Source organism: Hyphomonas sp. CACIAM 19H1, from assembly GCF_003325995.1.
In the GTDB taxonomy this organism is placed as follows: Bacteria; Pseudomonadota; Alphaproteobacteria; order Caulobacterales; family Hyphomonadaceae; genus Hyphomonas; species Hyphomonas polymorpha.
On the sequence record NZ_CP016437.1, the window covers coordinates 2,620,300 to 2,643,197 of the forward strand.

Below are 22,898 nucleotides of genomic sequence, written 5' to 3' on the forward strand. Positions count from 1 at the left end.
GACCCCCATGCAAGTCATTCTCCTTGAGCGCATCGACCGCCTCGGCAAGATCGGTGACGAAGTCCGCGTCAAGAACGGCTTCGCGCGCAACTTCCTCATCCCGCAAGGCAAGGCGCTGATCGCCAACGACAAGAACCGCAAGCGGTTCGAAGCCGAGCGTGAAGCCATCGAAGCCCGCAACGCCGCTGCCCGCGACGCTGCCCAGACCGAAGCGGAAAAACTCGAAGGCGCAACCTTCGTGCTGATCCGTCAGGCTGGCGAAACCGGCCAGCTCTACGGGTCTGTTTCGGCCCGCGACGTCGCAGAAGCTGCTGAAGCTGCCGGCTACAAGGTCGACCGCGCTGCGGTCCGCCTCGACAAGCCGATCAAGGCTATCGGCATCTCCGAAGTGTCCGTCCGCCTGCACGCTGAAGTCAGCGTGAAAGTCCAGGTGAACGTGGCCCGTTCGACCGAAGAAGCCGAGCGTCAGGAAAAAGGTGAGGACATCGTCGCTGCCCTGGCCGCTGCCAACCAGGCTCAGGCCGATGAGCAGGCCGGCGAACTCGCCGCTGCCGCTGCCGAGCGCGCCGAACTGGGTGGCGACGAAGAGTAATCTTCGCCAGCCTTCAGGCAAGCATTTGGAAACGGCGGCTCTTTCGGGCCGCCGTTTTTCTTTGGCCAGAAGGCTGGGGATGAGACCCGGGAATTTGCGCCCAGTCTGCTTCGGCGAGTCGCAAAACGAACCCGGTTCGTTATAGTAAACGTTTGCGCCACGGGGGTGCCCATGTCTGAGCAAAAGCCGGGAAGCGGCGCGATCACGCCGCCCAACAACCTTGCCGCCGAAGCCGCCGTGCTCGGCGCGATCCTGTTCGACAATAACGTCTACCAGTTCATCGCCGACATCCTCACCCCGAACGATTTCTACGCCCCCGCCCACCGCGAGGTGTATGCCGTCGCCGCCAACATGATCCAGACCGGCCGCGTGGCCGATGGCGTCACCCTGCGCGAATATTTCGAGCACCGGGAAAAGCTCGCCGAAATCGGCGGCGCGAAATACCTCGTCGACCTGCTGGACGCCGCCGCCTTCGGGCCGGAGGTGAAGGACTATGCCCGCATCATCCGCGACCTCGCCATCCGGCGCGAGCTGATCAATGTCGGCGGCACGATCCAGTCCCAGGCCATCACGCCGGAGCCCGACGACACCGGTTCGGTCCTCATCAACAAGGCCGAACGCGCCCTCTTCGATCTCGCCGAGCGCGGCAGCGCCGAGCGCGGCTTCTCCAGCTTCGCCGAAGCCCTCGCCGAATCGCTGATCACTGCCGAAGCCGCCTTCAAGCGCGGCGGCAAGATCGCCGGCATCCCCACCGGCCTGCGCGATCTCGACAGCCAGCTTGGCGGCTTCCACCGGTCTGACCTGCTGATCCTCGCCGGCCGCCCCTCGATGGGCAAAACCTCGCTCGCCACCAACATCGCCTATAACGCGGCCGCTGCCTACAAATACGAAACCCAGGAAGACGGCTCGAAGAAAACGATGGACGGCGCGGTCGTGGCCTTCTTCTCGCTCGAGATGTCGAACGAACAGCTCGCCACCCGTATCCTCGCCGAGCGCACCGGCATCAACGCCCACCGCATCCGCCAGGGCGACCTCACCAAGGCAGACTTCGAACAACTCGTCGAAGCCACCGCCGAGTTGCAGAACCTGCCGCTCTATATTGACGACACCGGCGGCATTTCCATCAGTGAGCTGACGGCCCGCGCCCGCCGCCTGCAGCGCTCGGTCGGCCTCGACATGATCGTGATCGACTATCTGCAGCTGATCACCGTGTCGAATTCCGGCGGCCAGGCCAACCGCGTGCAGGAAGTCACTCAGATCACCACGGCGCTGAAAGCCCTCGCCAAGGATCTCAACGTCCCCATCGTGGCTCTGTCCCAGCTTTCCCGCGCGGTGGAACAGCGCGACGACAAGCGCCCGCAACTGTCAGACCTGCGCGAATCCGGCTCGATCGAGCAGGACGCCGATATCGTGATGTTCGTGTTCCGGGAGGAATACTACCTCGCGCGGACAGAGCCGCCCGCCGATCCGAACGATCCGACCTCGAACGAAAAATGGAATGCCTGGCGCGCGCGCATGGATCAGGTCTACGGCACCGCCGAAGTCATCGTCTCCAAACAGCGTCACGGCCCCATCGGCACAGTCAAGCTCGCCTTCGACTCCAACGTCACCCGCTTCGGAGACCTCGACAAATCCCGCATGGGCGAAGACGTCTACGAATAACGGCAAGGCCCTCCTCCGCTCCTCCCCGCGAAGGCGGGGATCTCGCAAGGCCCCGCAAAGCTCATCCTGAGCGAAGTCGAAGGATGAGCGGGCACGCCCCCTTATCCCCCAATATCCTGCAAAAAATCCCGGTTCTTTCAACCCCTTGAAAGAAATTCCGGCAAACTTGTCCACCCCCTCTGCGCCCATGCTAATCTTCCCGGCATGGAAGACATGCCCCCTCAGCCCCCGGATGATCCTGACATCCTGAACGACCTTCTGGGAAGAACGCGGTATTTCATCCTTGATCTGATTGGGTTTCTTGACACTGCGCTGGAGCGGCTGGGAAACACCCCGCTCAGCGCGCGGGTTGTCCGCTATCTCACGCGCCGCGCGCTCCTGCCTGCGGAGGCTGCCCTGCGCCGGGCTATCATCCTCATGGCCTTCCAGCTGGAACCGGCACCCGCTCCCCCCGCCCGCGCGCCTGCCAAAGCCAGCGCCCGCCCGCCATCGCCCGGCCCTCAGGCTGCTGCCTCTCCCCGCGCGCCCCTGTTCCGCATGAGCGAGCCCCAGCCCCGCCCGATAAAATATCCGAAGGCGGATTATATTCCCGAAGATCTCATGCCCCGCATCACACTGCTCACCGAGGCTGCCCTTGAGGCCCGCCCGGCTGCGGCCCCGCCGCCCGCGCCCCGCGATCCTGCCGCCGCCTTCCGCCGCCGCTTCGAAGCGCTGCGCGCCGCCTATGAGGCCCCCGCTCCGGTCGCCCGCCGCTGGCGCCGCCGCTGCGCCGCCTCAGCCGCCACCGCCGCCAGAACACTGTCGTCCGGCAAGATCCCCGGCGCGGCCAGATCTCTCGGCCAGAATGCCCTCAGCCTGCTGCAGGAACTCACCCAGGCCGCCCGCAGCACGCCCCTCCTCAACACATCCTGAAATCCCCGCCCAATCAGCCGCCCGCCTCCCTCGCCCAGCGAGGGAGGATAAGGGCGTTTGTGCGCAAGTCAGATTCCCCCCTCCATCGTCACCCTCGATGGCCGAAGGCCATCTGAGGGCCTATCTCCTGAACGCTCCGCAGTCGCACATCTCATGATGCGTCTTCCCGGTTTCGCCGAAGGCGAAGACCAGGATCCAGACTTTCCTTCTTGCGCTGAATCCCGGGCTTTGCTTTCGCAAATCCCGGGAAGACGAAAGCGAAAGAAGATTGAATTTGACTGAATAGCAGCGCGCCGCCGCCAGCCTCAGCCGAGCCCGCCCCGCAACAGGTCCAGCGCCTCGGCCGCAAAGAGGCGCATATTCGCCTCCCGGTCTGAAATCCCGGTCTCAAGCGTGCGGGAAACCAGCACGCCCCCCGGCCCGGCCAGCGCCACGCAGGTATGCCCCGCATCGTCGCCATACATGTTGCCCGTTGGCCCGGAGGCGCCCGTCTCGCAGAGGCCCCAATCAGCCTCCAGCAGCTCGCGGATGCGCCCGGCCAGCATCCTGGCATAGGGCTCGGAGGAGGAGCGCTTGTCGCCCAGGTCTTCCCGCGTCAGGCCCAGAAGGCCGCGGAACGCCTGCGGGGTATAGATCACGCCGCCGCCCCGGTAGTAGCGCGAAGCGCCCGGCGCGGCCAGCAGCGCGGCGGAAATCAGTCCGCCAGCGGAAGATTCCGAAATCGCGACGGTCTCCCGCCGCGCCTTCAGGATGTCGCCAATCTCGGCGGCAAGGGGCAATAATGTCTGCATGGCCTTATCGCCCCTCGCCGTCCGGGTTTACTTGTTGCCGATCCATTCGAACTCTGGCTCGTCCCACCAGGGGAAGAAGCCCGGCATTCCGTCGGAAACTTTCACCGGATAGGTCGGCGTGCGCTTCTCCAGGAAGCTCATCACGCCCTCTTTCGCGTCCGGCGTCTTGCCGCGGGTATAGATGGCGGCCGAGTCCACGATATGCGCTTCCATCGGATGGCTCGCGCCCAGCATCCGCCACATCATCTGCCGCGTCAGCGCGTTGGAAACCGGCGCGGTGTTATCGGCAATTTCCTTGGCCAGTTCCCGCGCCACCGTCATCAGGTCCGCATGAGGAACAACACGGCTCACGAGCCCGCCCTTCAGCGCCTCATCCGCCGGGAACACGCGGCCGGTATAGCACCATTCCAGCGCCTGCTGGATGCCCACAAGGCGCGGCAGGAACCAGCTCGACGCCGCCTCCGGGTTGATGCCCCGGCGGTTGAACACAAAGCCAAAGCGCGCCTTGTCCGAAGCAATGCGGATATCCATCGGCAGCTGCATGGTCACGCCAATGCCCACAGCCGCGCCATTGATCGCGCCGATCACCGGCTTCAGGCTCTCGAAAATGCGCAGGGTCACGCGGCCGCCGCCATCGCGCTGGATGTCCACCGATTCGGTCCGGCCCTTCTCGCCATCCCCGGCGCGGGCGTCATAGTCGAACGTCTTGGCGCCTGCCGATAGGTCGGCCCCGGCGCAGAAGGCCCGGTCGCCATGCCCGGTGACGATCACCACCTTCACGTCATCATTGGCGTCGGTGATGTCGAAGGCCTCGATCATCTCGTACATCATGGTGCCGGTGAAGGCGTTCATATTGTCCGGCCGGTGCAGCGTCAGGGTGGCGATACCGTCCTCGATGTCGAGAATGATTTCCTTGAATTCCTTGGGCCTAGCCATCGTCGGGTTCCTCCAGTGATTTGTCTCCCGCCCGAGAAGGCCCGCCTTCCCTAACGTCCGTCAAGCGCGCCGGGGCGCTTGACGCAAGCGCATCCGCCACCGCACAACAGACACGACGCATGACGAAATTTTCAGGAATCGCCCGGCCATGATCCTTCGCGCTCTCGCTGCCGCCGCCGCAGCGCTCACGCTTGCCGCCAGCCCCGCTGCCGGCGAAACGGTCTACCTCACGGCGGGCCATTTCATTGACCCCGTTTCCGGGCAAACCGTGCGCGATGCCGCCTTCGTGATTGAGGAGGGCGTGGTCGCCCAGCGCGGCACCAAGGCCAGCCTCAAGGCCCCAAGGGGCGCCAAAACGGTCGATCTCGGCCAGGCCTGGCTGATGCCCGGCTTCATCGACATGCACGTCCACCTCACCAGCGACGCCGAAGACGGCCCCTACTATTCCTTGAGCCTTTCGGACGAGCGGATGGCCATCAAGGGCGTCAAGAATGCCCGCAAGACCCTGCTCGCCGGCTTCACCACCGCGCGCAATCTCGGCGCCAAAAGCTATGCCGATGTTGCCCTGCGCGACGCCATCGAGGCCGGCGAAGTGCCCGGCCCCCGCCTGATCGTTTCCGGCCCGCCGGTCGGCATCACGGGTGGCCACTGCTCGGACATGAACCTCCTGCCCTCCGAATATGGCCTGAAAGGCGCCGGCGTTGCCAACGGCCCCTGGGAAATGCGCGCCAAGGTTCGGGAGAACATCAAATACGGCGTGGACCTGATCAAGACCTGCTCCACCGGCGGCGTCCTCTCCAAAGGCACTGCGCTGGGCGCAGCGCAAGGCACGATCGAAGAGATTGAGGCCATCGTCGAAGAGGCCCATGCCCGCGGCCTCAAGGTCGCCAGCCACGCCCACGGCACCGTCGGCATCCGCAACGCCATCCTCGCCGGTGTCGATACGGTCGAGCATGGCTCCATCATGGACGAGGCCACCATCCAGCTCGCCGTCGAGCATGGCACCTATCTCTCGATGGACATCTACAACACCGAATACATCCTCTCCGAAGGCGCGAAGAACGGCCTCCTGGAAGAATCCCTCGCCAAGGAACGCTCCATCTCCGCCCGCCAGCGCGCCAGCTTCAGCGCCGCCGTCAAGGCCGGCGCCAAGGTCGTCTTCGGATCCGATGCCGGGGTCTATCCCCACGGCCTCAACGGCAACCAGTTCTCCCGCATGGTCACCTTCGGCATGACGCCGATGCAGGCCCTGCGCGCGGGCACCTCCTTCGCTGCCGAAGCCCTCGGAAAATCCGGCGAAGTCGGCTGCGGAGACGTCGGCTGCAAGGCAGATTTTGTCGCCGTCACCGCTGATCCGCTGGCAGACATGCAGCGCCTGGCCGATGTGGACTTCGTGATGAAAGGCGGCGTCGTCTACAAGCAGAGCGGCGTCCCGCAGGCTTCGTCCTTCTAAGGATCATCGCCCATGGATTTCACGCCTTTTCCGGATGTGACCGCCCTGGCCGCCCCGGTCTTCGTGGCCTCGGTGGCGTGGGAATGGTGGGCGGTGAAAACCGGCCGCGCCAAGGGCCGCTACGAAACGAAGGACGCCCTCGCCTCCATGGCCATGGGTCTGGGCAATGTCGTGGTCAACACCGCTACAGCCACCATCGCCCTCTGGATGATGATGCTGGCCTGGCCCTTCCGTATCATGACCATCCCAATGACCTGGTGGAGCTTTGCCCTCTGCTTTGTGGCGTATGATTTCATCTATTACTGGAAACACCGCTTCGCCCACCGCATGCGCTGGTTCTGGATGGAGCATGTCACCCACCATTCCTCCCGGCACTACAACCTCACCACCGCTCTGCGCCAGCCCTGGTTCGGCCCGTTCACGGGGCTCATCCTGGTCGGCCTGCCGCTCGTCTGGCTGGGCTTCCACCCCTATGTCCTCGCCCTCGCAGGCGGCCTTAACCTGATCTACCAGTTCTGGATTCACACCGAGGCGGTGGACAAGATGCCCCGCTGGTTCGAGTCGGTGATGAACACCCCCTCCCACCACCGCGTCCACCACGCCACCAACCCGCGTTATCTGGATACGAACTATGCCGGCGTCTTCATCATCTGGGACAAGATGTTCGGAACCTTCGTGCCCGAGCTGGAGGAGGACAAGCCGAGCTATGGCATCGTCAAACAGCTCACCACGCACAATCCCATCACCATCGCCTTCCACGAATTCGGCGGCTTCCTGACCGATTGCGCCCGCGATGGCCTGCGCCCGTGGCGCTGGCTGGGCCGGGCGGTCAATGCGCCGGGCTGGAGCCCGGATGGCCACCATAATCGCTCCGCCGAACTCAAACAGGCCTATGTCGCCGCCCATCCGGGCCAGGCCGGCCAGCCCGGCTTGCCGCCCGCGCGGGACTAACCCCGCCAGCCCGGCGGCTCGGCCAGCGCCAGGAAACGCGCCACATCCATATGCGCCTCCAGCCCATCGGCCAGCGCGTCCAGCGCCGCCTCCACCGATGCCCCATAGGCCGCCTCGGATGACGCCCCCGCCCGCACCCCTTCCAGCCAGGCCGACCGGAAGCGATCCTCGGCAAAGAGGCCATGCACATAAGTGCCCTCAATGCGCCCGTCCGGGCTGACCGCGCCTTCAGGACCATCCGGCAACTGAAGGAAAGGCCGCGCCCCATCCGGCCCGCGCGTCAGCCCCGCATGGATCTCATAGCCGCTGACGGCAAGCCCCGTGCGTGCGCAAATGCCCGTCACGGGACGGACGGTCTTTGCCCCCTGCATGGTCGTGTCGGTCTGCAGCAAGCCCAGCCCCGGCATCTCTCCGGCCGGGCCATCAGCGCCTTCCGGATCGCACAGCCACTGGCCCAGCATCTGATATCCCCCGCAAATACCCAGCACCCGCCCGCCCGTGCGCGCATGGGCCAGGATGTCATGATCCCATCCCTGCGCCCGCAGGAAAGCCATGTCCGCCAGCGTGGATTTGGTGCCAAAGAGGATGATCACATCTGTGTCCCGCGGGATCGCCTGCCCCGGCGGCACAAACAGGAAGTCCACATTCGGCTCATTCCGCAGCGGGTCGGCATCATCAAAGTTTGCTATCCGCGACAGCATCGGCGCCGCAATGCGGATCTTGCCGTCCCCCCTTGATTTCATCTGCCCCAGGACGACTGCGTCCTCCGCCGGCAGGCGCGCCGCCGCGCTGAGCCAGGGCACAATGCCCAGGCCCGCCCATCCGGTCATGCGCTCGATATCCGCCATGGCCGGCGTAAACAGGGAAGGATCGCCGCGAAACTTGTTGATGAGGAACGCCCGGATCATGGCGGCGTCCTCTGCCTCGATCACCGTCTTCGTTCCCACAATCGCCGCGATCACCCCGCCCCGGTCAATGTCGCCGGCCAGCACCACGGGCACCCCGGCGGCGCGGGCAAAGCCCATATTGGCAATGTCGCCGCCGCGCAGATTGATCTCCGCCGGGCTGCCCGCCCCTTCCACGATCACAAGATCAAAGCGCGACGTCAGCCGCCCGAAACTCTCCAGCACCGCGCTGCGCAGGCCCTCGCGCCGGGCCATATAGTCGGCCGCCGCCAGCGTGGCCGAAGGGCGCCCATGCACGATTACCTGCGATGTGCGGTCAGACTGGGGCTTGAGCAGAACAGGGTTAAAGTCCGTCTCCGGATCAAGTCCGCAGGCCCGCGCCTGCAGCGCCTGCGCGCGGCCAATCTCCCCGCCATCGGCGGTTGCGGCCGCATTGTTGGACATGTTCTGCGGCTTGAACGGCGCTACGGTGAGGCCCTGGCGCCGCGCAATGCGGCACAGCCCTGCCACCAGCAGCGACTTGCCAACATCAGAGCCAGTGCCCTGGATCATGATTGCGCGCGGGCCCATCACTCCCTGCCTCCAGGCTGACGCCCGCAGGGGCGCCCTCTCCGCGACGTGTAGGAACGCGCAGGCCACCTGTCCAGAAATTTCCCGGCTGACCTCCCGGCCTCTGCCTCAAGCGTCCAGCGCCGCCAGTTCCTCGGGCGTGAAAACGCGCGAGCGCGTCAAAAACCGGCGCTCGCGGCCATTGTCCAGCGAGAACATCCCGCCCCGGCCCGGCACGGCGTCAATGATCAGCTGGGTATGTTTCCACAGCTCGAACTGGCTGCCGGAAATATACACCGGCATATCCCCGATCTCGCCCAGCTTCACATCATTCTCGCCCAGCTTGAAGTCGTCCTGCGGATAACACATCGGCGAAGACCCATCACAGCACCCTCCGGACTGGTGGAACAGCACAGGCCCATGATCGCCCACGATCTCCGCCAGCAGGTCCAGCGCGGCGGGCGTGGCGGTGACGCGAAAAATATCGCTGGGCATGGGGCTGTCTCCTTCTGGGCGGCGGAAAGGCAGAAGGCCTCAATCGACAGACATGACGATCCGGCCTTCGATCTGTCCCTTGTGCATCCGCTGGAAAATATCGTTGATGTTTTCCATGGGCTCCAAGGCCACCGTCGCCTTCACCTTGCCCTCTGCGGCAAAGTCGATCGCCTCCTGCAAGTCCAGCCGTGTACCCACAATCGAGCCGCGCACGGTGGTGCCGTTCAGCACCATGTCGAAAATCGGCAGCGGGAAATCGCCGGGCGGAAGACCGTTGAGCGCCACCGTCCCGCCGCGTGCCGTCATGCCGAGGGCCTGCTCGAAGGCCTTGGGCGAAACCGCCGTCACCAGCACGCCCTGCGCCCCGCCATCCGTGCCTTTCTTGATGTCGGTAGCCGGATCACGAGAGGTCTTGGCGTTGACGGTCAGGCTCGCCCCCAGGCGGCGCGCCAGCGCCAGCTTGGCATCGTCCACGTCGACAGCGGCCACATTCAGCCCCATCGCCCTGGCATATTGAACCGCCAGATGGCCGAGGCCGCCCACGCCCGAAATCACCACCCAGTCGCCAGGCCGCGTGTCGGTCATCTTCAGCCCTTTATACACGGTCACGCCGGCGCAGAGGATCGGAGCCATCTCGTCAAAGGCAATGTTATCCGGCAGATGTCCCACATAATTGGGGTCTGCCACGACATATTGTGCAAACCCGCCGTTCACGGAATATCCTGTGTTCTGCTGGTCATGGCAAAGCGTCTCCCAGCCGCCAAGGCAGTGCCGGCAATGGCCGCAGGCGGTGTAGAGCCACGGCACGCCCACGCGGTCGCCCTCCTTCACATGCTTGACGCCTGCGCCCACCGCAGAGACGAAGCCAACGCCCTCATGCCCCGGAATGAAGGGCGGATTGGGCTTTACCGGCCAGTCCCCCTCGGCGGCGTGCAGGTCTGTATGGCAAACGCCGGAGGCGGCAATCTTCACCTGGATCATGCCAGGGCCGGGCTCGGGAACGGGCACCTCTTCAATAACCAGCGGCTTGCCAAACTCGCGGACAACCGCAGCTTTCATTGTCTTGGCCATTGGGTATTCCTTTCACGGATATTGCGGCGGGGATGGGAAGGCTCGATCATCCGGGCCTTCCCATGCGCCTTCAATACGCAGTTCTACGAGGCTCAGAAGAAGCCGAGCTTTTTCGGCGAATAGCTGACCAGCATGTTCTTGGTCTGCTGATAGTGGTCGAGCATCTTGGAATGGTTTTCCCGCCCGATGCCGGACTGTTTGTATCCGCCAAAGGCCGCATGCGCCGGATAGGCATGATAGCAATTGGTCCAGACGCGGCCCGCCTGAATGCCCCGCCCGAAACGGTAGCAGGTGTTGGCCTCCCGGCTCCACACGCCCGCGCCGAGGCCATAGAGCGTGTCATTGGCAATCGCAAGGGCCTCTTCATCGGTCTTGAAAGTGGTCACCGAAACCACCGGCCCGAAGATTTCCTCCTGGAACACCCGCATCCGGTTATGGCCCTTCAGCACCGTAGGCTGAATATAATGCCCGCCTGTCAGATCGCCGCCCAGATCGGCGGCCTGGCCACCGATCAGCACTTCTGCGCCTTCCTGGCGGCCAATGTCGAAATAGGAGAGGATTTTCTCCTTCTGCTCGGAACTGGCCTGCGCGCCGATCATCGTTTCGGGGTTGCGCGGGTCTCCCTGCGTGATGGCGGCCACGCGCTTCAGGGCACGCTCCATGAAACGGTCATAAATCGACTCATGGATCAGCGCGCGCGACGGGCAGGTGCACACTTCACCCTGGTTCAGGGCGAACATGGTGAAGCCTTCCAGCGCCTTGTCGAGATAGTCGTCATCCTCCCGCATCACATCAGCGAAGAAGATATTGGGAGACTTTCCGCCCAGCTCCAGCGTTACCGGGATCAGGTTTTCGGACGCATACTGCATGATCAGGCGGCCCGTCGTCGTCTCGCCGGTGAAGGCGATCTTGGCGATGCGGTTGCTGGAGGCGAGGGGTTTCCCCGCCTCCAGGCCAAAGCCGTTCACGATGTTGAGCACACCGGGTGGGAGGAGATCCGCGATGAGTTCGGCAAACACCATGATTGAGGCCGGCGTCTGCTCGGCCGGCTTCAGCACGACACAGTTGCCCGCCGCCAGTGCCGGCGCGAGCTTCCATACCGCCATGAGCAGGGGGAAGTTCCAGGGAATGATCTGGCCGACAACGCCCAGCGGCTCATGAAAATGGTAGGCCACCGTGTCATGGTCGATTTCGGAAATCCCGCCTTCCTGCGCACGGATACACCCGGCGAAATAGCGGAAGTGATCGACCGCCAACGGAAGGTCTGCCGCCATCGTTTCGCGGATGGGCTTGCCATTGTCCCATGTCTCACACAGGGCCAGGAGTTCGAGATGGGCCTCCATCTTGTCAGCGATCCGGTTGAGGATCAGCGCGCGCTCGGTAGTCGAGGTCTGGCCCCAGCGCTGCTTCGCATCATGCGCGGCATCCAGCGCCAGATTGATGTCGTCGGCTGTGGAGCGGGCAATCTCGCAGATAACCTGTCCGGTAACCGGTGAGGTGTTCTGAAAATACCTGCCTCCCACCGGCGGCACGAAGCGGCCATTGATGAAATTGTCGTAACGGGCCTTGAAGGGAGAGACGGTGAATTGAGCGGGCGCGTGAGCAGTGTCAGCCATGGGTTCCTCCGTGAGCTTGTGACATGTCAACTGGTGACTGGCCCTCGTCGCTGGGTGCGAGAGCATGGAGGCAGGATCAGGCCGCAGCCTGTCCGTGTCATGCCCCGCTCTGTCCGGAAATGTCCGCAATTGTCTCGAAACTGAGACAGTCTGACCGGGAAAAGTGCGGAAAAATACCCCGGAAGGCTCAGCTTTCCGGCAGGAGGCCCAGCTTTTCCATCCGCCGGTAAAGCGTCGCCCGGCTGATGCCGAGCAGGCGCGCAGCGGCGCTGACATTGCCATTTGCCCGCGCGAGAGCCCGGCGCAATTCCCGCCGCTCGGCGCTTTCCAGCCCCATGCCCCGCCGCTCCTGGTCGCCCAGAATATCCATCGCCGGACGGGGAGAGATCAGCGCCGCATCGTCCAGCCCATAATGCAGCCGGGCGCTCCGGGTTGCGCCGATGACCAGATCATCGCCGTTAACCGCAAGCAATACAGGGCCTTGCTGGCCTTCTGCCGTGCCCTGAACAATCCGGGCCTGGCTGAAGGAGCGGCAGAAATTCTCCGCCTCGATCCGCATGGCCGCCTGTTCCACCGTCTGGGCAATCAGCGCCACAAAGGCCGCATCGAGATCCCCCCGGCAGGAGGAGACATCCAGCACCGCTGCCAGCTTGCCCGTCTCCCCGAAGACCGGCGCGCCCAGACAGATCATCGAGGTATTGCGGGTATGGTAGTGCTGATCCCGCAGCACATGCACTGGCCGGCCTTCGGCAATGGCCGTGCCGATTCCGTTGGTGCCCTGACGCTTCTCCGACCAGTCCGCCCCCCTTGCCAGGCCGGCCGTCTCGAAATCCTGCTGGTCTCCCGCGCGCAGCCGCTGATCCAGCACGATGCCATCGGCGTCACACAGGATCACGCTGCACCCGGCCAGCCCCAGGCTGGCATGCAGCTGATCCATCACAGCCTGAGACACATGAAACAGCCGGCCAATCGCCTCGCGATGAAGGCCGACCTCCGACTGGCTGAGACGGCCCGTCCGGCCGGGCGCATCCGGCTCCAGCCCGTATTTGTGAAAGGAGCGGACCCAGGACGCCGCCACCGGTGAGCGCGCAGCGGCGGAGCGTGAGGCTACGATCTCTGCAACCTTCTCCGCATGATTGGCCGAATGCGATGAACGACGGTCATCCATGCTGGCAATAGATACACCGGAAATGCCGGTCAGGGCTATCGGAATATCCGGCATGATGCCGGCTTCCCATTTGCGGATTTTATGGCATTTAGTGTGCCATAATATTTGAGCGACGATATTTCAGCGAAAATCGGCACGAGGACCAGATGAGCACCCAAGCCTATAGCCTCCACGGCCTGAAGCTCTCCTACTTCACGGGAAAGCTGGAAACGTATCTGCGGGCCAAGGGTATTGCGTTCGAGTATGTGGAAATGGACAGCGCGGATTTTCGCGCCTGCGCAGCCCGGACCGGCGTTGCCCAGATGCCCCAGCTTGGCTGCCCGGATGGAGCCTGGCTGACGGATACAACCCCGATTATCGCCCATTTTGAAGCAGGCACCGCCGGGCCATCCTTCCGTCCACGGACACCGCTGGCGCGCTTTGCCAGCCTGCTTCTGGAAGATGCGTTTGATGAATGGCTGTGGCGCCCCGCCCTCTATTACCGGTGGGCCTTCGCGGAAGATGCCAGGCTCATGAGCTCCCAGATTGCGCGGACATTGCTGCGGGATGTACCCGGACCGCATGGGCTGCGCACATGGTTCATCCTCAATCGTCAGCGCCGCACCTATCTGAAGCAGGATGGCGTGACGCGGGAAACTGCGCCTCTGATCGAGGAACAGTTTCACTGGCTGCTCGGCGTGCTGGAAACGATCTTCTCGAAACGGAGCTATCTGATGGGTGAGCGGCCGGTTGAAGCGGATTTCGGATTGATGGGGCCGTTTTTCCGGCACTTTTCCTATGATCCCACACCCGCCGCCCTTCTCCGCGAGAAAGCGCCTCACACGCTTGCCTGGGTCAGCCGCATGTGGGCGACCGGTCCGGAGGCCCATGCAGCCGCGCCCCTGCCCGGCGATGTTCCCAACGACCTGGGGCCGCTACTGCAGCGCATTGGCGCCGACTATCTTCCTTATCTGGCCCTCAACGCGGCCGCTGTTGAAAACCGGCAGCGATTTGTGAGCTATGAAGAAAGGGGCGCTCACTGGAAGCTGCCTGCTTCCCCCTACAGACGGGCCTGCCTCGGAGAATTGCAGGGGGCGTTTGCCGGCTTGACGGCAGAAGAGCGCGCCGCAGCGCTTGCCTGGCTGGGAGAGGGGGGCGCCTGCCTGGCCGGGACACCTGCCGGCAGCGTGACCGCCATTCCCCCAGGCCCCGGCAAACCGCTGGACCGGTTGTGGCAGAGCGTTCTTCGCTAGCCGCTGAAAAGAGGCTGCGCCGGAGGGCATGCCCGGTTGCGGGCGGGATGATCGGTGCCTAGAGAAACAAGTGCATACAAAACAGATTATTGGGCGATGGAAATGAAGAGTACGCTGGTTCTGGGCGGGGCCCGCTCAGGGAAAAGCCGGCGGGCACAGGCGCTGGTTGAGGCCGCAGCGGCGCAGCGGATTTATCTGGCGACCGCGCAGGCGTTTGATGAGGAAATGCGCGAGCGGATCGCGCGCCATCAGGGCGAGCGCGATGGCAGCTGGCAGACGGTGGATACGCCGCTGGAACTGGTCAGTACCCTGCAGGATCTGAAGGACAGCCAGCGCGCGGTGCTGGTGGATTGCCTGACGCTTTGGCTGTCCAATCTGATGCTGGGCGGGCGGGATGTGGCGGCCGAAACAGCCGGGCTGTGCGCCGCCATCGGGGAGATGAAGACGCCCGTATGCCTTGTTTCCAATGAAGTTGGCATGGGGCTTGTGCCCGAAACGCCGCTGGGGCGCGCCTTCCGGGATGAGCAGGGCCGGCTGAACCAGAGGGTGGCGGAAGTGGTGGACAGGGTGGAGTTTGTTGCAGCGGGTTTGCCCCTGGTGCTCAAAGGCTAACGGCGAGGGCAGCGGAGAGGCGCTGCCTCCCCACATCGTCTGCAGACAGACCAAGGCGCAGATGGTGCCGGCTCCAGGAGAAGCGGCGCGTATAGATGCCCTGCTCTGCCAGCGCCTGCCACAGGGCATGGGCATCGGGCACCTGCACATAGCGGAACAGCGATGTGCCGCCGAGGATGGGTACCCCGGCGCCGCTCAAAGCCTCATCAAGGGCCAGTCTGGACGTTTCGAGGCGGTGCCGGGCCTCGGCAATCCAGTCTGTGTCTGCCACTGCCTGTGTTCCCACATGCAGCGCCGGACCGGAGACCGGCCAGACGCCAAAGCGTTTCTGCGCCTCCCGCAGCAGCGCCTCCGGAGCGATCAGGCCGCCGAGGCGAAGGCCGGCCAGGCCGAAGAACTTGCCGAAAGAGCGCAGGACAATCAGCCCCGCCGCCCCGCCCCGTGCGGCGAGGGAGAGGCTGGGGGCAATATCCGCATACGCCTCATCCACGATCAGCCAGCCCTGGCGGGCAGCCTGGCGCGCGCGGCAGTCTTCAAGGATTTCCGGCGGCCAGATCCGGCCATCGGGATTGTTGGGATTACATAGGACGATGGCATCCACCTTGCCGGCGAGCTCTGCCGGGTCTGCCATCTCCACCACGTTAGCCCCCGCAGTCTGCCAGCAGGAAAGGTGATCGCCATAGGTCGGCCGGGCGAGTGCAACTGTCTGAACTTCAAGGAGTGACGGCAGAAGCCGGATGAGGATTTCCGTGCCCGGAACCAGCATCAAACTGGCCACCGGCGCCCCGTAATACTGCGCCATCGCCTGACGGCAGGCCTCGTTTTCGCTGGTGGTGGGCAGGTGGGCGAAGCTGTGCGGCAGGAGGGGCGGCGCGGGGTATGGATGGGGGTTGATGCCGGTCGAGAGGTCCAGCCAGGGCTGAGGCGCCAGAGGATAAAGGGCTTTCACGCGGTCGAGCGCGCCGCCATGGACGAGGTCAGGCCCGTTCATGCGAGGCACCAGAGGATACCGATCCCCGCCAGAAGGAGGCCCGCAAGGGACACCGCATGGACAAATCCGGACAAGGCCGCACCGATCTGATCAGGCCGGGGATCAGGCGCGGGCGCATTCAGCCAGGGCTCGTCACTCACCTGCGTTCCATAGACGCGCGGGCCGGAAAGACGCACGCCGAGCGCGCCGGCCAGCGCCGCTTCGGGCCAGCCGGCATTGGGCGAGCGGTGGCGGGGCGCGTCGCGCAGCATGACCGAGAGAGCGCCGCGCCGCCATGCCGGCGCCGCGATGAGCAGGCCTGTGAGGCGGGCGGGGATGAAATTGGCGGCGTCATCCAGCCGGGCGGCAAAGCCGCCGAAGGCTGCGTAACGGCCGGTGCGGTGGCCGATCATGGAGTCCAGCGTGTTGACGGCCTTGTAGACCGCGATGCCCGGCAGGCCGAAGATCGCCCCCCAGAACAGCGGCGCGATGACGCCATCGGACGCATTCTCCGCAAGGCTTTCGAGGGCAGCGCGCGTGATGGCGGGGGCGTCGAGCCGGGCAGGATCGCGCCCGACGATCAGCGACACCTTCTCTCGCGCGAGGGCCAGGTTTCCCGCCTCCAGCGGCGCGGCGATGGCAGCGACATGGGCATACAGGCTGCGCGAGGCGAGGAGGCTGGAGGCGATCAGCATTTCGAGAGCCGCGCCCCAAAACGTTTCGGGGATGAGCCGGGTGAGCGCGACGGCGGCGCTGCCAGTGGCGGCGAGGGTGAGGAGGCTGGTGAGGGCGCCGAGGGCGTAGCGGGCACGGTGGCTGAAGGCGGAGCGGTTGAGGCGGCGCTCCAGCGCGGCTATGAGCGCGCCGATCCACACGACAGGATGGCGGATGCGCCGATAAAGCCAGTCCGGCCAGCCGAACGCCGCCTCCAGGGCGAGGGCGCCGGCCATCAGCAGCGCGGTCATTCCTCCCTCGCCTCCAGCCCGTCGAGCCATGTGGCGGAGGCATAAGCGATGCTGGCCTGCCAGGCGCCCGCCTGCCCTGCTGCGGCCAGCGCGGCGCGCACCACGCCGGCATGGGTGATGATGAGGATGTTTCCGGGCCAGCGGCGGACGCAGGTGAGGGCGCGGCCGACACGGTCTGCGAGGTCTGCCACGTTCTCTCCGCCATGAGGGCGGCCTTCGAAGAAATGCTCTGCCCACGCATTTATTTCGCCTTCGGGAATTTCCGACCAGAGGCGGCCTTCCCAGCGGCCAAAATCCATTTCCTGGAAGCGATGATCGACAAGCGGCACAAGACCCCGCCGCGCGCCCAGCCAGTCGGCGAGCCGGCGGCAGCGGGTGGCCGGGCTGGTGATGAGGTGGTCAAAGGGCGGCAAACCGGCAGCGAGCGCGCGCGCCTCTTCCTCGAAACTCGCGGCGAGCGGCACATCGAGGCGGCCATAGCAGAGTCCGTCTGTGCCTTCCGGGCGGGTGTGGCGGACGAGGATCAGAGCCATGCGAGAAGCCCCAGATAGAAGCCGATTTCGCTGGCCTGCTGAACCGCGCCGAGAGCGTCTCCGGTATAGCCGCCGAGCTTTGGCTCGAAGAAGAGGCGCAGGGCCACATGGCCGAGGGCGAGACCGGCGAGGGCGGAGAGGATGGCGCCGGGGGGGCAGTGGGCGGCGCCTATGAGGGCAGCGAGGATGGCGGCGGCGCTGAGCAGCGTGACGGCGAGGCCGCCCCAGCCGAGGCCGGTAGCGACCGGCTTTGCCTTGCCCTCAAAACGGACATAGCGGCTGGTGGCGATGACGAGCACGGCGGAGGCGCGCGATAGTCCGTGAGCGGCGATAAGCGCCGCGAGGACAAAGGCAAGCGGAAGGGCGGCGAGCGCGGCGGCCTTGAGGCCAAGCGCCAGGACAAGGGCGGCGGCGCCATAGGTGCCAAGGCGGCTGTCTTTCATGATCTCCAGGGCACGCGGCCGCGTGACGCCGCCGCCGACGCCATCAAATGTGTCGGCAAGGCCATCCTCATGGAAGGCACCGGTGAAGAGCAGTGTGGCGGCGGTGGAGAGCAGCGCGGCGAGGAGCGCCGGGAACACCTGCGCAGCGGCCCAATAGGCGAGCGCGGCAACACAGCCGATGAGAAGGCCGATGAGGGGATAGTAGCGCGGCGTGGCGGCAAGCCGGGCCTGCGTGAACAGGCGCGCGGCCGGCACCGGCAGGCGCGTGAGGAATTGCAGCGCCAGCAGGAGGATCGCCGCCTCATTCATCAGCCAACGTATCATACCGGGCCGCTGACCCCTGCGTCTTCAAAGCTCGCCATATCGCGGAGCATGGCGGCCGCAGCGCGCACCAGCGGCCAGGCGAGCAGCGCGCCGGTGCCTTCGCCCAGGCGCATGCCGAGAGAGAGCAGCGGCGCAGCATCCAGCGCGGCGAGGAGATGCCTGTGGCCAGGCTCCGGCGAGGTGTGGGCGAAGATCATGGCGCGGCGGGCGGCGGGGTCAAGCCGGGCGGCGGCGAGCGCGGCGGCGGTGGCGATGAAGCCATCCACCAGGATCATCCGCCCTGCCCTGGCTGCGCCGAGCATGGCGCCCGCCATCATGGCGATTTCGAAGCCGCCATACTGGATAAGGGTTTCTTCCGCCGACAGAACATCTGGTGTGCGCGCGGCGGCGCGAGCGAGGATTTCTGTTTTGCGGGCGAGGGCCGCGTCATCCAGGCCCGTGCCCCGGCCTGTGAGGGCGGAGATGGAAACGCCAGTGAGCTTGTGGCCGATCAGGGTAGCGGCGGAGGTGTTGGCGATGCCCATTTCGCCGAAAGCGAGGGCGTCGTCATTGCCCTCTTCGGCGAGGGCTTTACCTGCGGCCAGGGCGGCGGCAAGCTGGGCCGGCGTCATTGCCGGGCCGTGTAGGCTGCTGGCCGTGCCAGGGGCAATGCGGCGGGAAATGAGGCGGGAGTGGATGATAGGATCGCCCGCGACGCCGGCATCGACAACGCGCAGGCTGACCCCGGATGTGGCGGCGAAGACATTGGCCGCCGCGCCGCCTGCGAGAAAGTTCAGCACCATCTGGCGCGTGACGGCCTGCGGGAATTTCGAGACGCCTTTCCCCGCGATGCCGTGATCCGCGGCAAAGATGATGAGGCCGCAACGCTCCATCCGGGGCCGGAGCGTGTTCTGGAAACGGGCGATATCCGCGGCGAGGCTTTCGATACGGCCAAGGGCGCCGAGCGGCTTGGTCTTGGCATTGATGGCGGCCTGGATGGCGGCGTCTGTCAACAGGGCCATGACTTCAGCCCACCACTTTGCCGGAGGGCGGGGAGCGGGTGATGAAGTGGCCTTTGACGCCCTCCGGCCAGTTCCTGTACGGAACAACGCCGTGCTCGCTGGCGAGGTAATGTTCGAAATAGTCGAGGATGGCGGTTGCCGCCTCCGCTGTCGGCTCGAAACCGCCAAGGACATAAGAGATCTTGCCGTCTGCGCGCAGATGGACCGTGCACCAGCGCGAGCAGGCGAAGAGGCAGGGCATGTCTTCGATGGCAATGGGGCCATCGCGCTTTGCCGCCTCGGCGCGGAGGGCCTCGGCAAGCAGGGCGCCGCCGCGTTTGCCCTCCTCATTCTCCCGCTCGGTCTCGGTGAGGCGGCAGGTGGAGCAGACCACGATGGCAGCATCAGAGGCAGGTTTCAGCATGGGCGAGGCTCCGGCTTTGAGGCGTCCGCATCCAGGCGGCGCCAGGGAAGAATGAAGGGTTCGGCCTCGTGCTGACCCTGAAGGGAGCGGATAGAATAGGCCGCGCGCAGATGCGTGTCCGTCAGCACATCCTGCGGCGCGCCCTGCGCCAGGACGCGGCCTTCCGACATCAGCACGGCGGCGTTGCAGAAGCGGGCCGCAAGGGCGAGATCGTGCAGCACACAGACGACAAGCTTGCCTTCATCAGCCAGGCTGCGGAGGAGCTCCATGACATGGAGCTGATGGTAGGGATCCAGCGCGGCGACAGGCTCATCCACCAGGAGGATATCTGTCTCAACCGCCAAGGCGCGGGCCATCATGACGCGGGCACGCTCGCCCCCGGACAGGGTTTCGGCGACACGGAAGCGGAAGGCGGAAACCTCCGTACGCGCCATGGCGCGGTCTATGGCGGCCTGATCCTGCGGACCGATATCGGAGAAAGGCCCGAGATGCGGCAGGCGGCCGAGCGCCACCAGACGCTCGACCTCCAGCGGCCAGTGCATCGTGTGCCCCTGGGGAAGATAGCTGAGCTTGCGGGCGAGCTCTTTGCGATGGAAGCTGGTGATGGGCGCGCCGCTCAGGCGTACCTCCCCTGCGGCGGGCTTCAGGAGATTGCAGAGCGCGCGCACAAGCGTGGACTTGCCCGCGCCGTTCGGACCGACAAGACCGGTCAGGTAGCCGGACCGGAAGCTGGCAGAGACGCCCGTGAGAATCCGTGTGCGGCCGATATCGACAGAAATGTTCCTGGCTTCCAGAAGGCTCATTCGACGCGCTGCCTTGTTCTGAGGATCAGATAGAAAAAGAAAGGCGCGCCGATCAGCGAGGTGAGCACGCCAAGATGGATCTCGACGCCGACCCGGATGAGGCGGGCGGCGATGTCCGCCGCAAGGACGAGCGCGGCGCCCGCAAGCAGGCTGGGGAGAAGCAGCAGGCTGGCGACATGGCCGACCAGGGGCCGCAGCAGATGGGGCACGACCAGGCCGACAAAGCCGATACCCCCGGAGACGGCGACCGTGCCGCCGATGGCCAGGCTGGTGCCGATGATGGCGAGGGCACGGACGCGCTTCAGATCAACGCCCAGGCTCCGCGCGGCATCTTCGCCGAGCGTCAGCGCATCGAGCGCCCGGCTGGTCAGCAGGAGGAGGATTACCCCGGCCAGCACAAAAGGCGCGGCGAGCGCGACATCATGCATCGACCTGTCCTTCACCGAACCGAGCATCCAGAAGATCATCTCGTTGATGGCCCAGGGATTGGGCGAAAGGTTCATCGCCAGAGAAGTGAGCGAGATGGCGAGGCCGCCGATGGCGACGCCAGCGAGAATGATCGTCAGGGTGCTGGCATTCCGGGCGGAGAGAAAATAGAGCACGGTTGTAGCGGTGGCCGCGCCCGCCATTGCCGCCATTGGCAGCGCATAGACAAAGGTTGCCGAGAGGCCGAAATAGATGGTGATGACGGCGCCGAAGCTGGCGCTGGAAGAGATGCCGAGAATGCCAGGCTCTGCCAGCGGGTTTCGCAGAAGCCCCTGCAGCACGGCGCCGGACACGCCAAGCCCGCCCCCGATGGCCAGCGCCAGCAGGAGACGTGGCAGGCGCAACTCCCGCACAATGGTGATGACTTTATCATCCCCAAGGCCGAAAAGGGCCGCCACAACATCCGTAACCGGATAAGTGACATAGCCGATAGTGAGCGAGACGCAGGCAAGGACCCCGATCAGCGCCAGAAGGGCGAGATTGAGGCTGAGCCAGCTGATGCGATGGCTGACGGTATGGGCGGCGCGGCGCGGCGCGGCTGTGGCTGCTTCAGTCATGACCACCTCCGAAATGTTCCCGGCGCTGGGCCGCAAGAGATTCCACAGCATCGATCAGCATGGGACCGGCGCAGGTCCAGTAACGGCCCGGCACCGGCATGACGGGCTTTTCCGCCGACAGCCGCGTGAACAGGGAATGGCTGGAAAAGCGCGCATTGACGCCTTTATGGGCCGTGTCGAAGAAACTGGTGACGAGACCGTCCGGCGGGGTGAGCACGAGCTGTTCCAGCGGGACGCGGCCCCAGCCGGTGTTGCCAAGGTCTGCCTGCAAATTGCGGAAGCCGGCATGGCGCAGGGCCGTGTCAACAAAGGTGCCCGCCCCTGCGCCGCCGCCTTCCGGACGGAAATAGGTGACGGAGGGACCTGCGTCTTCCTCCACCACCTGAGGGTCTATGCGGGCAAGGCGCGCCTGCATGTCGGCGATGAGGGCTTCGCCGCGCGCTGTCTGATCCAGCTTTGCGGCGACATCTCGTACGGATTGGGCAATCTCGTCGAAGGTGATGGTGGTGGTGGCAATGACGACCATCTCGACATCGAACTGGCCCATGATGCGGCGCAGCTCCATCGAGCCATGGCTGTTCAGGATCAGGATTTCAACATTCGCATCAAGAAACTCCTCCGCGCCGCCGCGATTGGAGGGATAGGCGGCGGCTTCTTCCGCGAAGGTGGAGAGTGGGCCCGTCGCCTGCCAGCTGAGCGAGGCGATCTGCTCGGGATCGGCGAGGGCGAGCAGATACTGGTCGGCGCAGATGCTGGCCGAGGCGGCGCGGGGTTTTGGCGTTTCGGCATGGGCGGACGCGGACGGTCCGGCAAGGAACGCCAGCACTGCCAGGCAGAAGGCCGCACGCCTAGCCATGCCGGAAGCCCTTCCCTTGCCGGTCCAGCGGGTCTGGCCCGTACCCGGCATAGTGCTGCATCAGATACTCCCAAAGCGCGAGGCGGGAGAAATCATTCTCCTCAGCCAGCTGATCATCGTCGGTGAGGAAGGGATTGGGCAGGAAGACCGCGATTTGCGGCTCGCCCGCCCCATTGAAGAGACGCAGACCCCAACTGACCGGGTGGCCATGCTTGTCGAGGCTGCGATAGAACTCAGCGCGGGCTGTGCGGCGGCGGACCATCAGTTCCGGGCCGCCGCCTTCACCTTTCAGGGCACCATAATTGCTGCCGATGCAGAGATGAAAATGCCCCCGGCCACCCCAATGGACGGTAAGATAACCGTCATTGAGCGTGATGCGTTCCGGCTTGCCGGGGGCTTTCAGTTCATAGGCGGCGCCCTGGATCAGGGGCCCGAAGGTGAGCTTCTCAGGATGATTCTCGAAGAGATCCCGCAGGAGTGTCTCGAGAAAGGACTGATTGGCAGGCAAGGCCCAGATATGTTCTGTGCGGCCGTTTGTCTGTATGTCCGCTCTCGGAATTCTGCGGCTGGTTCCGGTGGTCATGTTGCTGGCTCCCCTTGGGGTCTGACAGG

24 protein-coding genes are annotated in these 22,898 nt (G+C 65.1%); 7 read left to right on the plus strand and 17 right to left on the minus strand.

Translation table 11 applies throughout. The features are described 5' to 3' along the window. The first annotated feature begins 7 nt into the window (after nucleotides 1-7). The 3 genes from rplI to BBF93_RS12155 all read left to right on the plus strand — a co-directional run bounded on the left by rplI (nucleotide 8) and on the right by BBF93_RS12155 (nucleotide 3,166). Nucleotides 8-592: a 50S ribosomal protein L9 gene (gene rplI, locus BBF93_RS12145; protein WP_114106076.1), complete on the plus strand. Its 585-nt coding sequence runs from the start codon at nucleotides 8-10 to the stop codon at nucleotides 590-592. A gap of 171 nt (nucleotides 593-763) precedes the next feature. After that, nucleotides 764-2,254 carry a replicative DNA helicase gene (locus tag BBF93_RS12150; protein ID WP_114106077.1) on the plus strand — a complete coding sequence of 497 codons (1,491 nt, stop codon included), beginning with the start codon at nucleotides 764-766 and terminating at the stop codon, nucleotides 2,252-2,254. 213 nt (nucleotides 2,255-2,467) lie between these two features. Next, nucleotides 2,468-3,166, plus strand: coding sequence for a hypothetical protein (locus BBF93_RS12155; RefSeq protein WP_114106078.1), 699 nt, complete (start codon nucleotides 2,468-2,470; stop codon nucleotides 3,164-3,166). Nucleotides 3,167-3,471: 305 nt separating this feature from the next. Here BBF93_RS12155 and BBF93_RS12160 read toward each other — a convergent pair whose 3' ends face one another. Together BBF93_RS12160 and BBF93_RS12165 are read right to left on the minus strand one after the other, a co-directional pair. Continuing rightward, nucleotides 3,472-3,957, minus strand: coding sequence for a CinA family protein (locus BBF93_RS12160; protein WP_035596408.1), 486 nt, complete (start codon nucleotides 3,955-3,957; stop codon nucleotides 3,472-3,474). Nucleotides 3,958-3,984: 27 nt separating this feature from the next. Next, the gene (locus BBF93_RS12165) at nucleotides 3,985-4,893 is read right to left on the minus strand and encodes a crotonase/enoyl-CoA hydratase family protein (RefSeq protein ID WP_035596410.1); all 909 of its coding nucleotides are present in this window, start codon (nucleotides 4,891-4,893) and stop codon (nucleotides 3,985-3,987) included. 148 nt (nucleotides 4,894-5,041) lie between these two features. Here BBF93_RS12165 and BBF93_RS12170 point away from each other — a divergent pair, with 148 nt between their 5' ends. Both BBF93_RS12170 and BBF93_RS12175 read left to right on the plus strand, forming a co-directional pair. Beyond that, nucleotides 5,042-6,346, plus strand: coding sequence for an amidohydrolase family protein (locus tag BBF93_RS12170; protein ID WP_114106079.1), 1,305 nt, complete (start codon nucleotides 5,042-5,044; stop codon nucleotides 6,344-6,346). 12 nt (nucleotides 6,347-6,358) lie between these two features. Next, a complete protein-coding gene (locus tag BBF93_RS12175) occupies nucleotides 6,359-7,297 on the plus strand; it encodes a sterol desaturase family protein (RefSeq protein WP_114106080.1) in 939 nt (312 codons plus the stop codon). Here the strand turns inward: BBF93_RS12175 and BBF93_RS12180 are convergent. From BBF93_RS12180 to BBF93_RS12200, 5 genes are all read right to left on the minus strand, one after another. After that, on the minus strand, nucleotides 7,294-8,772 hold the full coding sequence (locus BBF93_RS12180; RefSeq protein ID WP_114106081.1) for a cobyric acid synthase: 1,479 nt from the start codon (nucleotides 8,770-8,772) through the stop codon (nucleotides 7,294-7,296). The two genes, BBF93_RS12175 and BBF93_RS12180, sit on opposite strands and share 4 nt — an antisense overlap. Nucleotides 8,773-8,880: 108 nt before the next feature. Further along, the gene (locus BBF93_RS12185; protein WP_114106082.1) at nucleotides 8,881-9,246 is read right to left on the minus strand and encodes a DUF779 domain-containing protein; all 366 of its coding nucleotides are present in this window, start codon (nucleotides 9,244-9,246) and stop codon (nucleotides 8,881-8,883) included. 39 nt (nucleotides 9,247-9,285) lie between these two features. Next, nucleotides 9,286-10,317, minus strand: a complete 1,032-nt coding sequence (gene adhP, locus BBF93_RS12190) for an alcohol dehydrogenase AdhP (protein WP_114106083.1) — start codon at nucleotides 10,315-10,317, stop codon at nucleotides 9,286-9,288. A 92-nt stretch (nucleotides 10,318-10,409) separates the two neighbouring features. Further along, the gene (adh, locus tag BBF93_RS12195) at nucleotides 10,410-11,933 is read right to left on the minus strand and encodes an aldehyde dehydrogenase (protein ID WP_035596423.1); all 1,524 of its coding nucleotides are present in this window, start codon (nucleotides 11,931-11,933) and stop codon (nucleotides 10,410-10,412) included. Between the two features lie 187 nt (nucleotides 11,934-12,120). Continuing rightward, nucleotides 12,121-13,155, minus strand: coding sequence for a GAF domain-containing protein (locus tag BBF93_RS12200; RefSeq protein ID WP_233349112.1), 1,035 nt, complete (start codon nucleotides 13,153-13,155; stop codon nucleotides 12,121-12,123). A gap of 92 nt (nucleotides 13,156-13,247) precedes the next feature. Here BBF93_RS12200 and BBF93_RS12205 point away from each other — a divergent pair, with 92 nt between their 5' ends. Next, nucleotides 13,248-14,333, plus strand: a complete 1,086-nt coding sequence (locus BBF93_RS12205; protein ID WP_051612404.1) for a glutathione S-transferase N-terminal domain-containing protein — start codon at nucleotides 13,248-13,250, stop codon at nucleotides 14,331-14,333. Between the two features lie 102 nt (nucleotides 14,334-14,435). Further along, nucleotides 14,436-14,945 (plus strand): bifunctional adenosylcobinamide kinase/adenosylcobinamide-phosphate guanylyltransferase, encoded by a 510-nt coding sequence (gene cobU / locus BBF93_RS12210; protein ID WP_114107077.1) that lies wholly within the window; start codon nucleotides 14,436-14,438, stop codon nucleotides 14,943-14,945. Here the strand turns inward: cobU and cobD are convergent. The 10 genes from cobD to BBF93_RS12260 are packed head-to-tail and all read right to left on the minus strand — an operon-like array spanning nucleotide 14,935 to nucleotide 22,869. Next, nucleotides 14,935-15,936 (minus strand): threonine-phosphate decarboxylase CobD, encoded by a 1,002-nt coding sequence (gene cobD, locus BBF93_RS12215; RefSeq protein WP_114106084.1) that lies wholly within the window; start codon nucleotides 15,934-15,936, stop codon nucleotides 14,935-14,937. The two genes, cobU and cobD, sit on opposite strands and share 11 nt — an antisense overlap. Then, entirely contained in the window at nucleotides 15,933-16,880 is a 948-nt protein-coding gene (gene cbiB, locus BBF93_RS12220) for an adenosylcobinamide-phosphate synthase CbiB (RefSeq protein ID WP_114106085.1), read from the minus strand. The genes cobD and cbiB overlap by 4 nt, the downstream gene beginning before the upstream one ends. After that, nucleotides 16,877-17,413, minus strand: coding sequence for an alpha-ribazole phosphatase family protein (gene cobC, locus BBF93_RS12225; RefSeq protein ID WP_114106086.1), 537 nt, complete (start codon nucleotides 17,411-17,413; stop codon nucleotides 16,877-16,879). Before cobC ends, cbiB begins: the two co-directional genes overlap by 4 nt. Next, complete coding sequence (cobS, locus tag BBF93_RS12230; RefSeq protein WP_114106087.1) at nucleotides 17,404-18,180, minus strand: adenosylcobinamide-GDP ribazoletransferase; 777 nt, start codon at nucleotides 18,178-18,180, stop codon at nucleotides 17,404-17,406. Before cobS ends, cobC begins: the two co-directional genes overlap by 10 nt. Next, nucleotides 18,177-19,181, minus strand: a complete 1,005-nt coding sequence (gene cobT / locus BBF93_RS12235) for a nicotinate-nucleotide--dimethylbenzimidazole phosphoribosyltransferase (RefSeq protein WP_114106088.1) — start codon at nucleotides 19,179-19,181, stop codon at nucleotides 18,177-18,179. Before cobT ends, cobS begins: the two co-directional genes overlap by 4 nt. A gap of 4 nt (nucleotides 19,182-19,185) precedes the next feature. After that, on the minus strand, nucleotides 19,186-19,584 hold the full coding sequence (locus BBF93_RS12240) for a DUF1636 domain-containing protein (protein WP_035596429.1): 399 nt from the start codon (nucleotides 19,582-19,584) through the stop codon (nucleotides 19,186-19,188). Continuing rightward, nucleotides 19,578-20,387 (minus strand): ABC transporter ATP-binding protein, encoded by an 810-nt coding sequence (locus BBF93_RS12245; protein ID WP_035596431.1) that lies wholly within the window; start codon nucleotides 20,385-20,387, stop codon nucleotides 19,578-19,580. The genes BBF93_RS12240 and BBF93_RS12245 overlap by 7 nt, the downstream gene beginning before the upstream one ends. Beyond that, nucleotides 20,384-21,430 carry an iron ABC transporter permease gene (locus tag BBF93_RS12250; RefSeq protein WP_114106089.1) on the minus strand — a complete coding sequence of 349 codons (1,047 nt, stop codon included), beginning with the start codon at nucleotides 21,428-21,430 and terminating at the stop codon, nucleotides 20,384-20,386. The genes BBF93_RS12245 and BBF93_RS12250 overlap by 4 nt, the downstream gene beginning before the upstream one ends. Continuing rightward, the gene (locus tag BBF93_RS12255; RefSeq protein ID WP_162786542.1) at nucleotides 21,423-22,286 is read right to left on the minus strand and encodes an ABC transporter substrate-binding protein; all 864 of its coding nucleotides are present in this window, start codon (nucleotides 22,284-22,286) and stop codon (nucleotides 21,423-21,425) included. The genes BBF93_RS12250 and BBF93_RS12255 overlap by 8 nt, the downstream gene beginning before the upstream one ends. Continuing rightward, a complete protein-coding gene (locus tag BBF93_RS12260) occupies nucleotides 22,279-22,869 on the minus strand; it encodes a hypothetical protein (protein ID WP_114106091.1) in 591 nt (196 codons plus the stop codon). The genes BBF93_RS12255 and BBF93_RS12260 overlap by 8 nt, the downstream gene beginning before the upstream one ends. Between the last annotated feature and the right edge of the window lie 29 nt (nucleotides 22,870-22,898).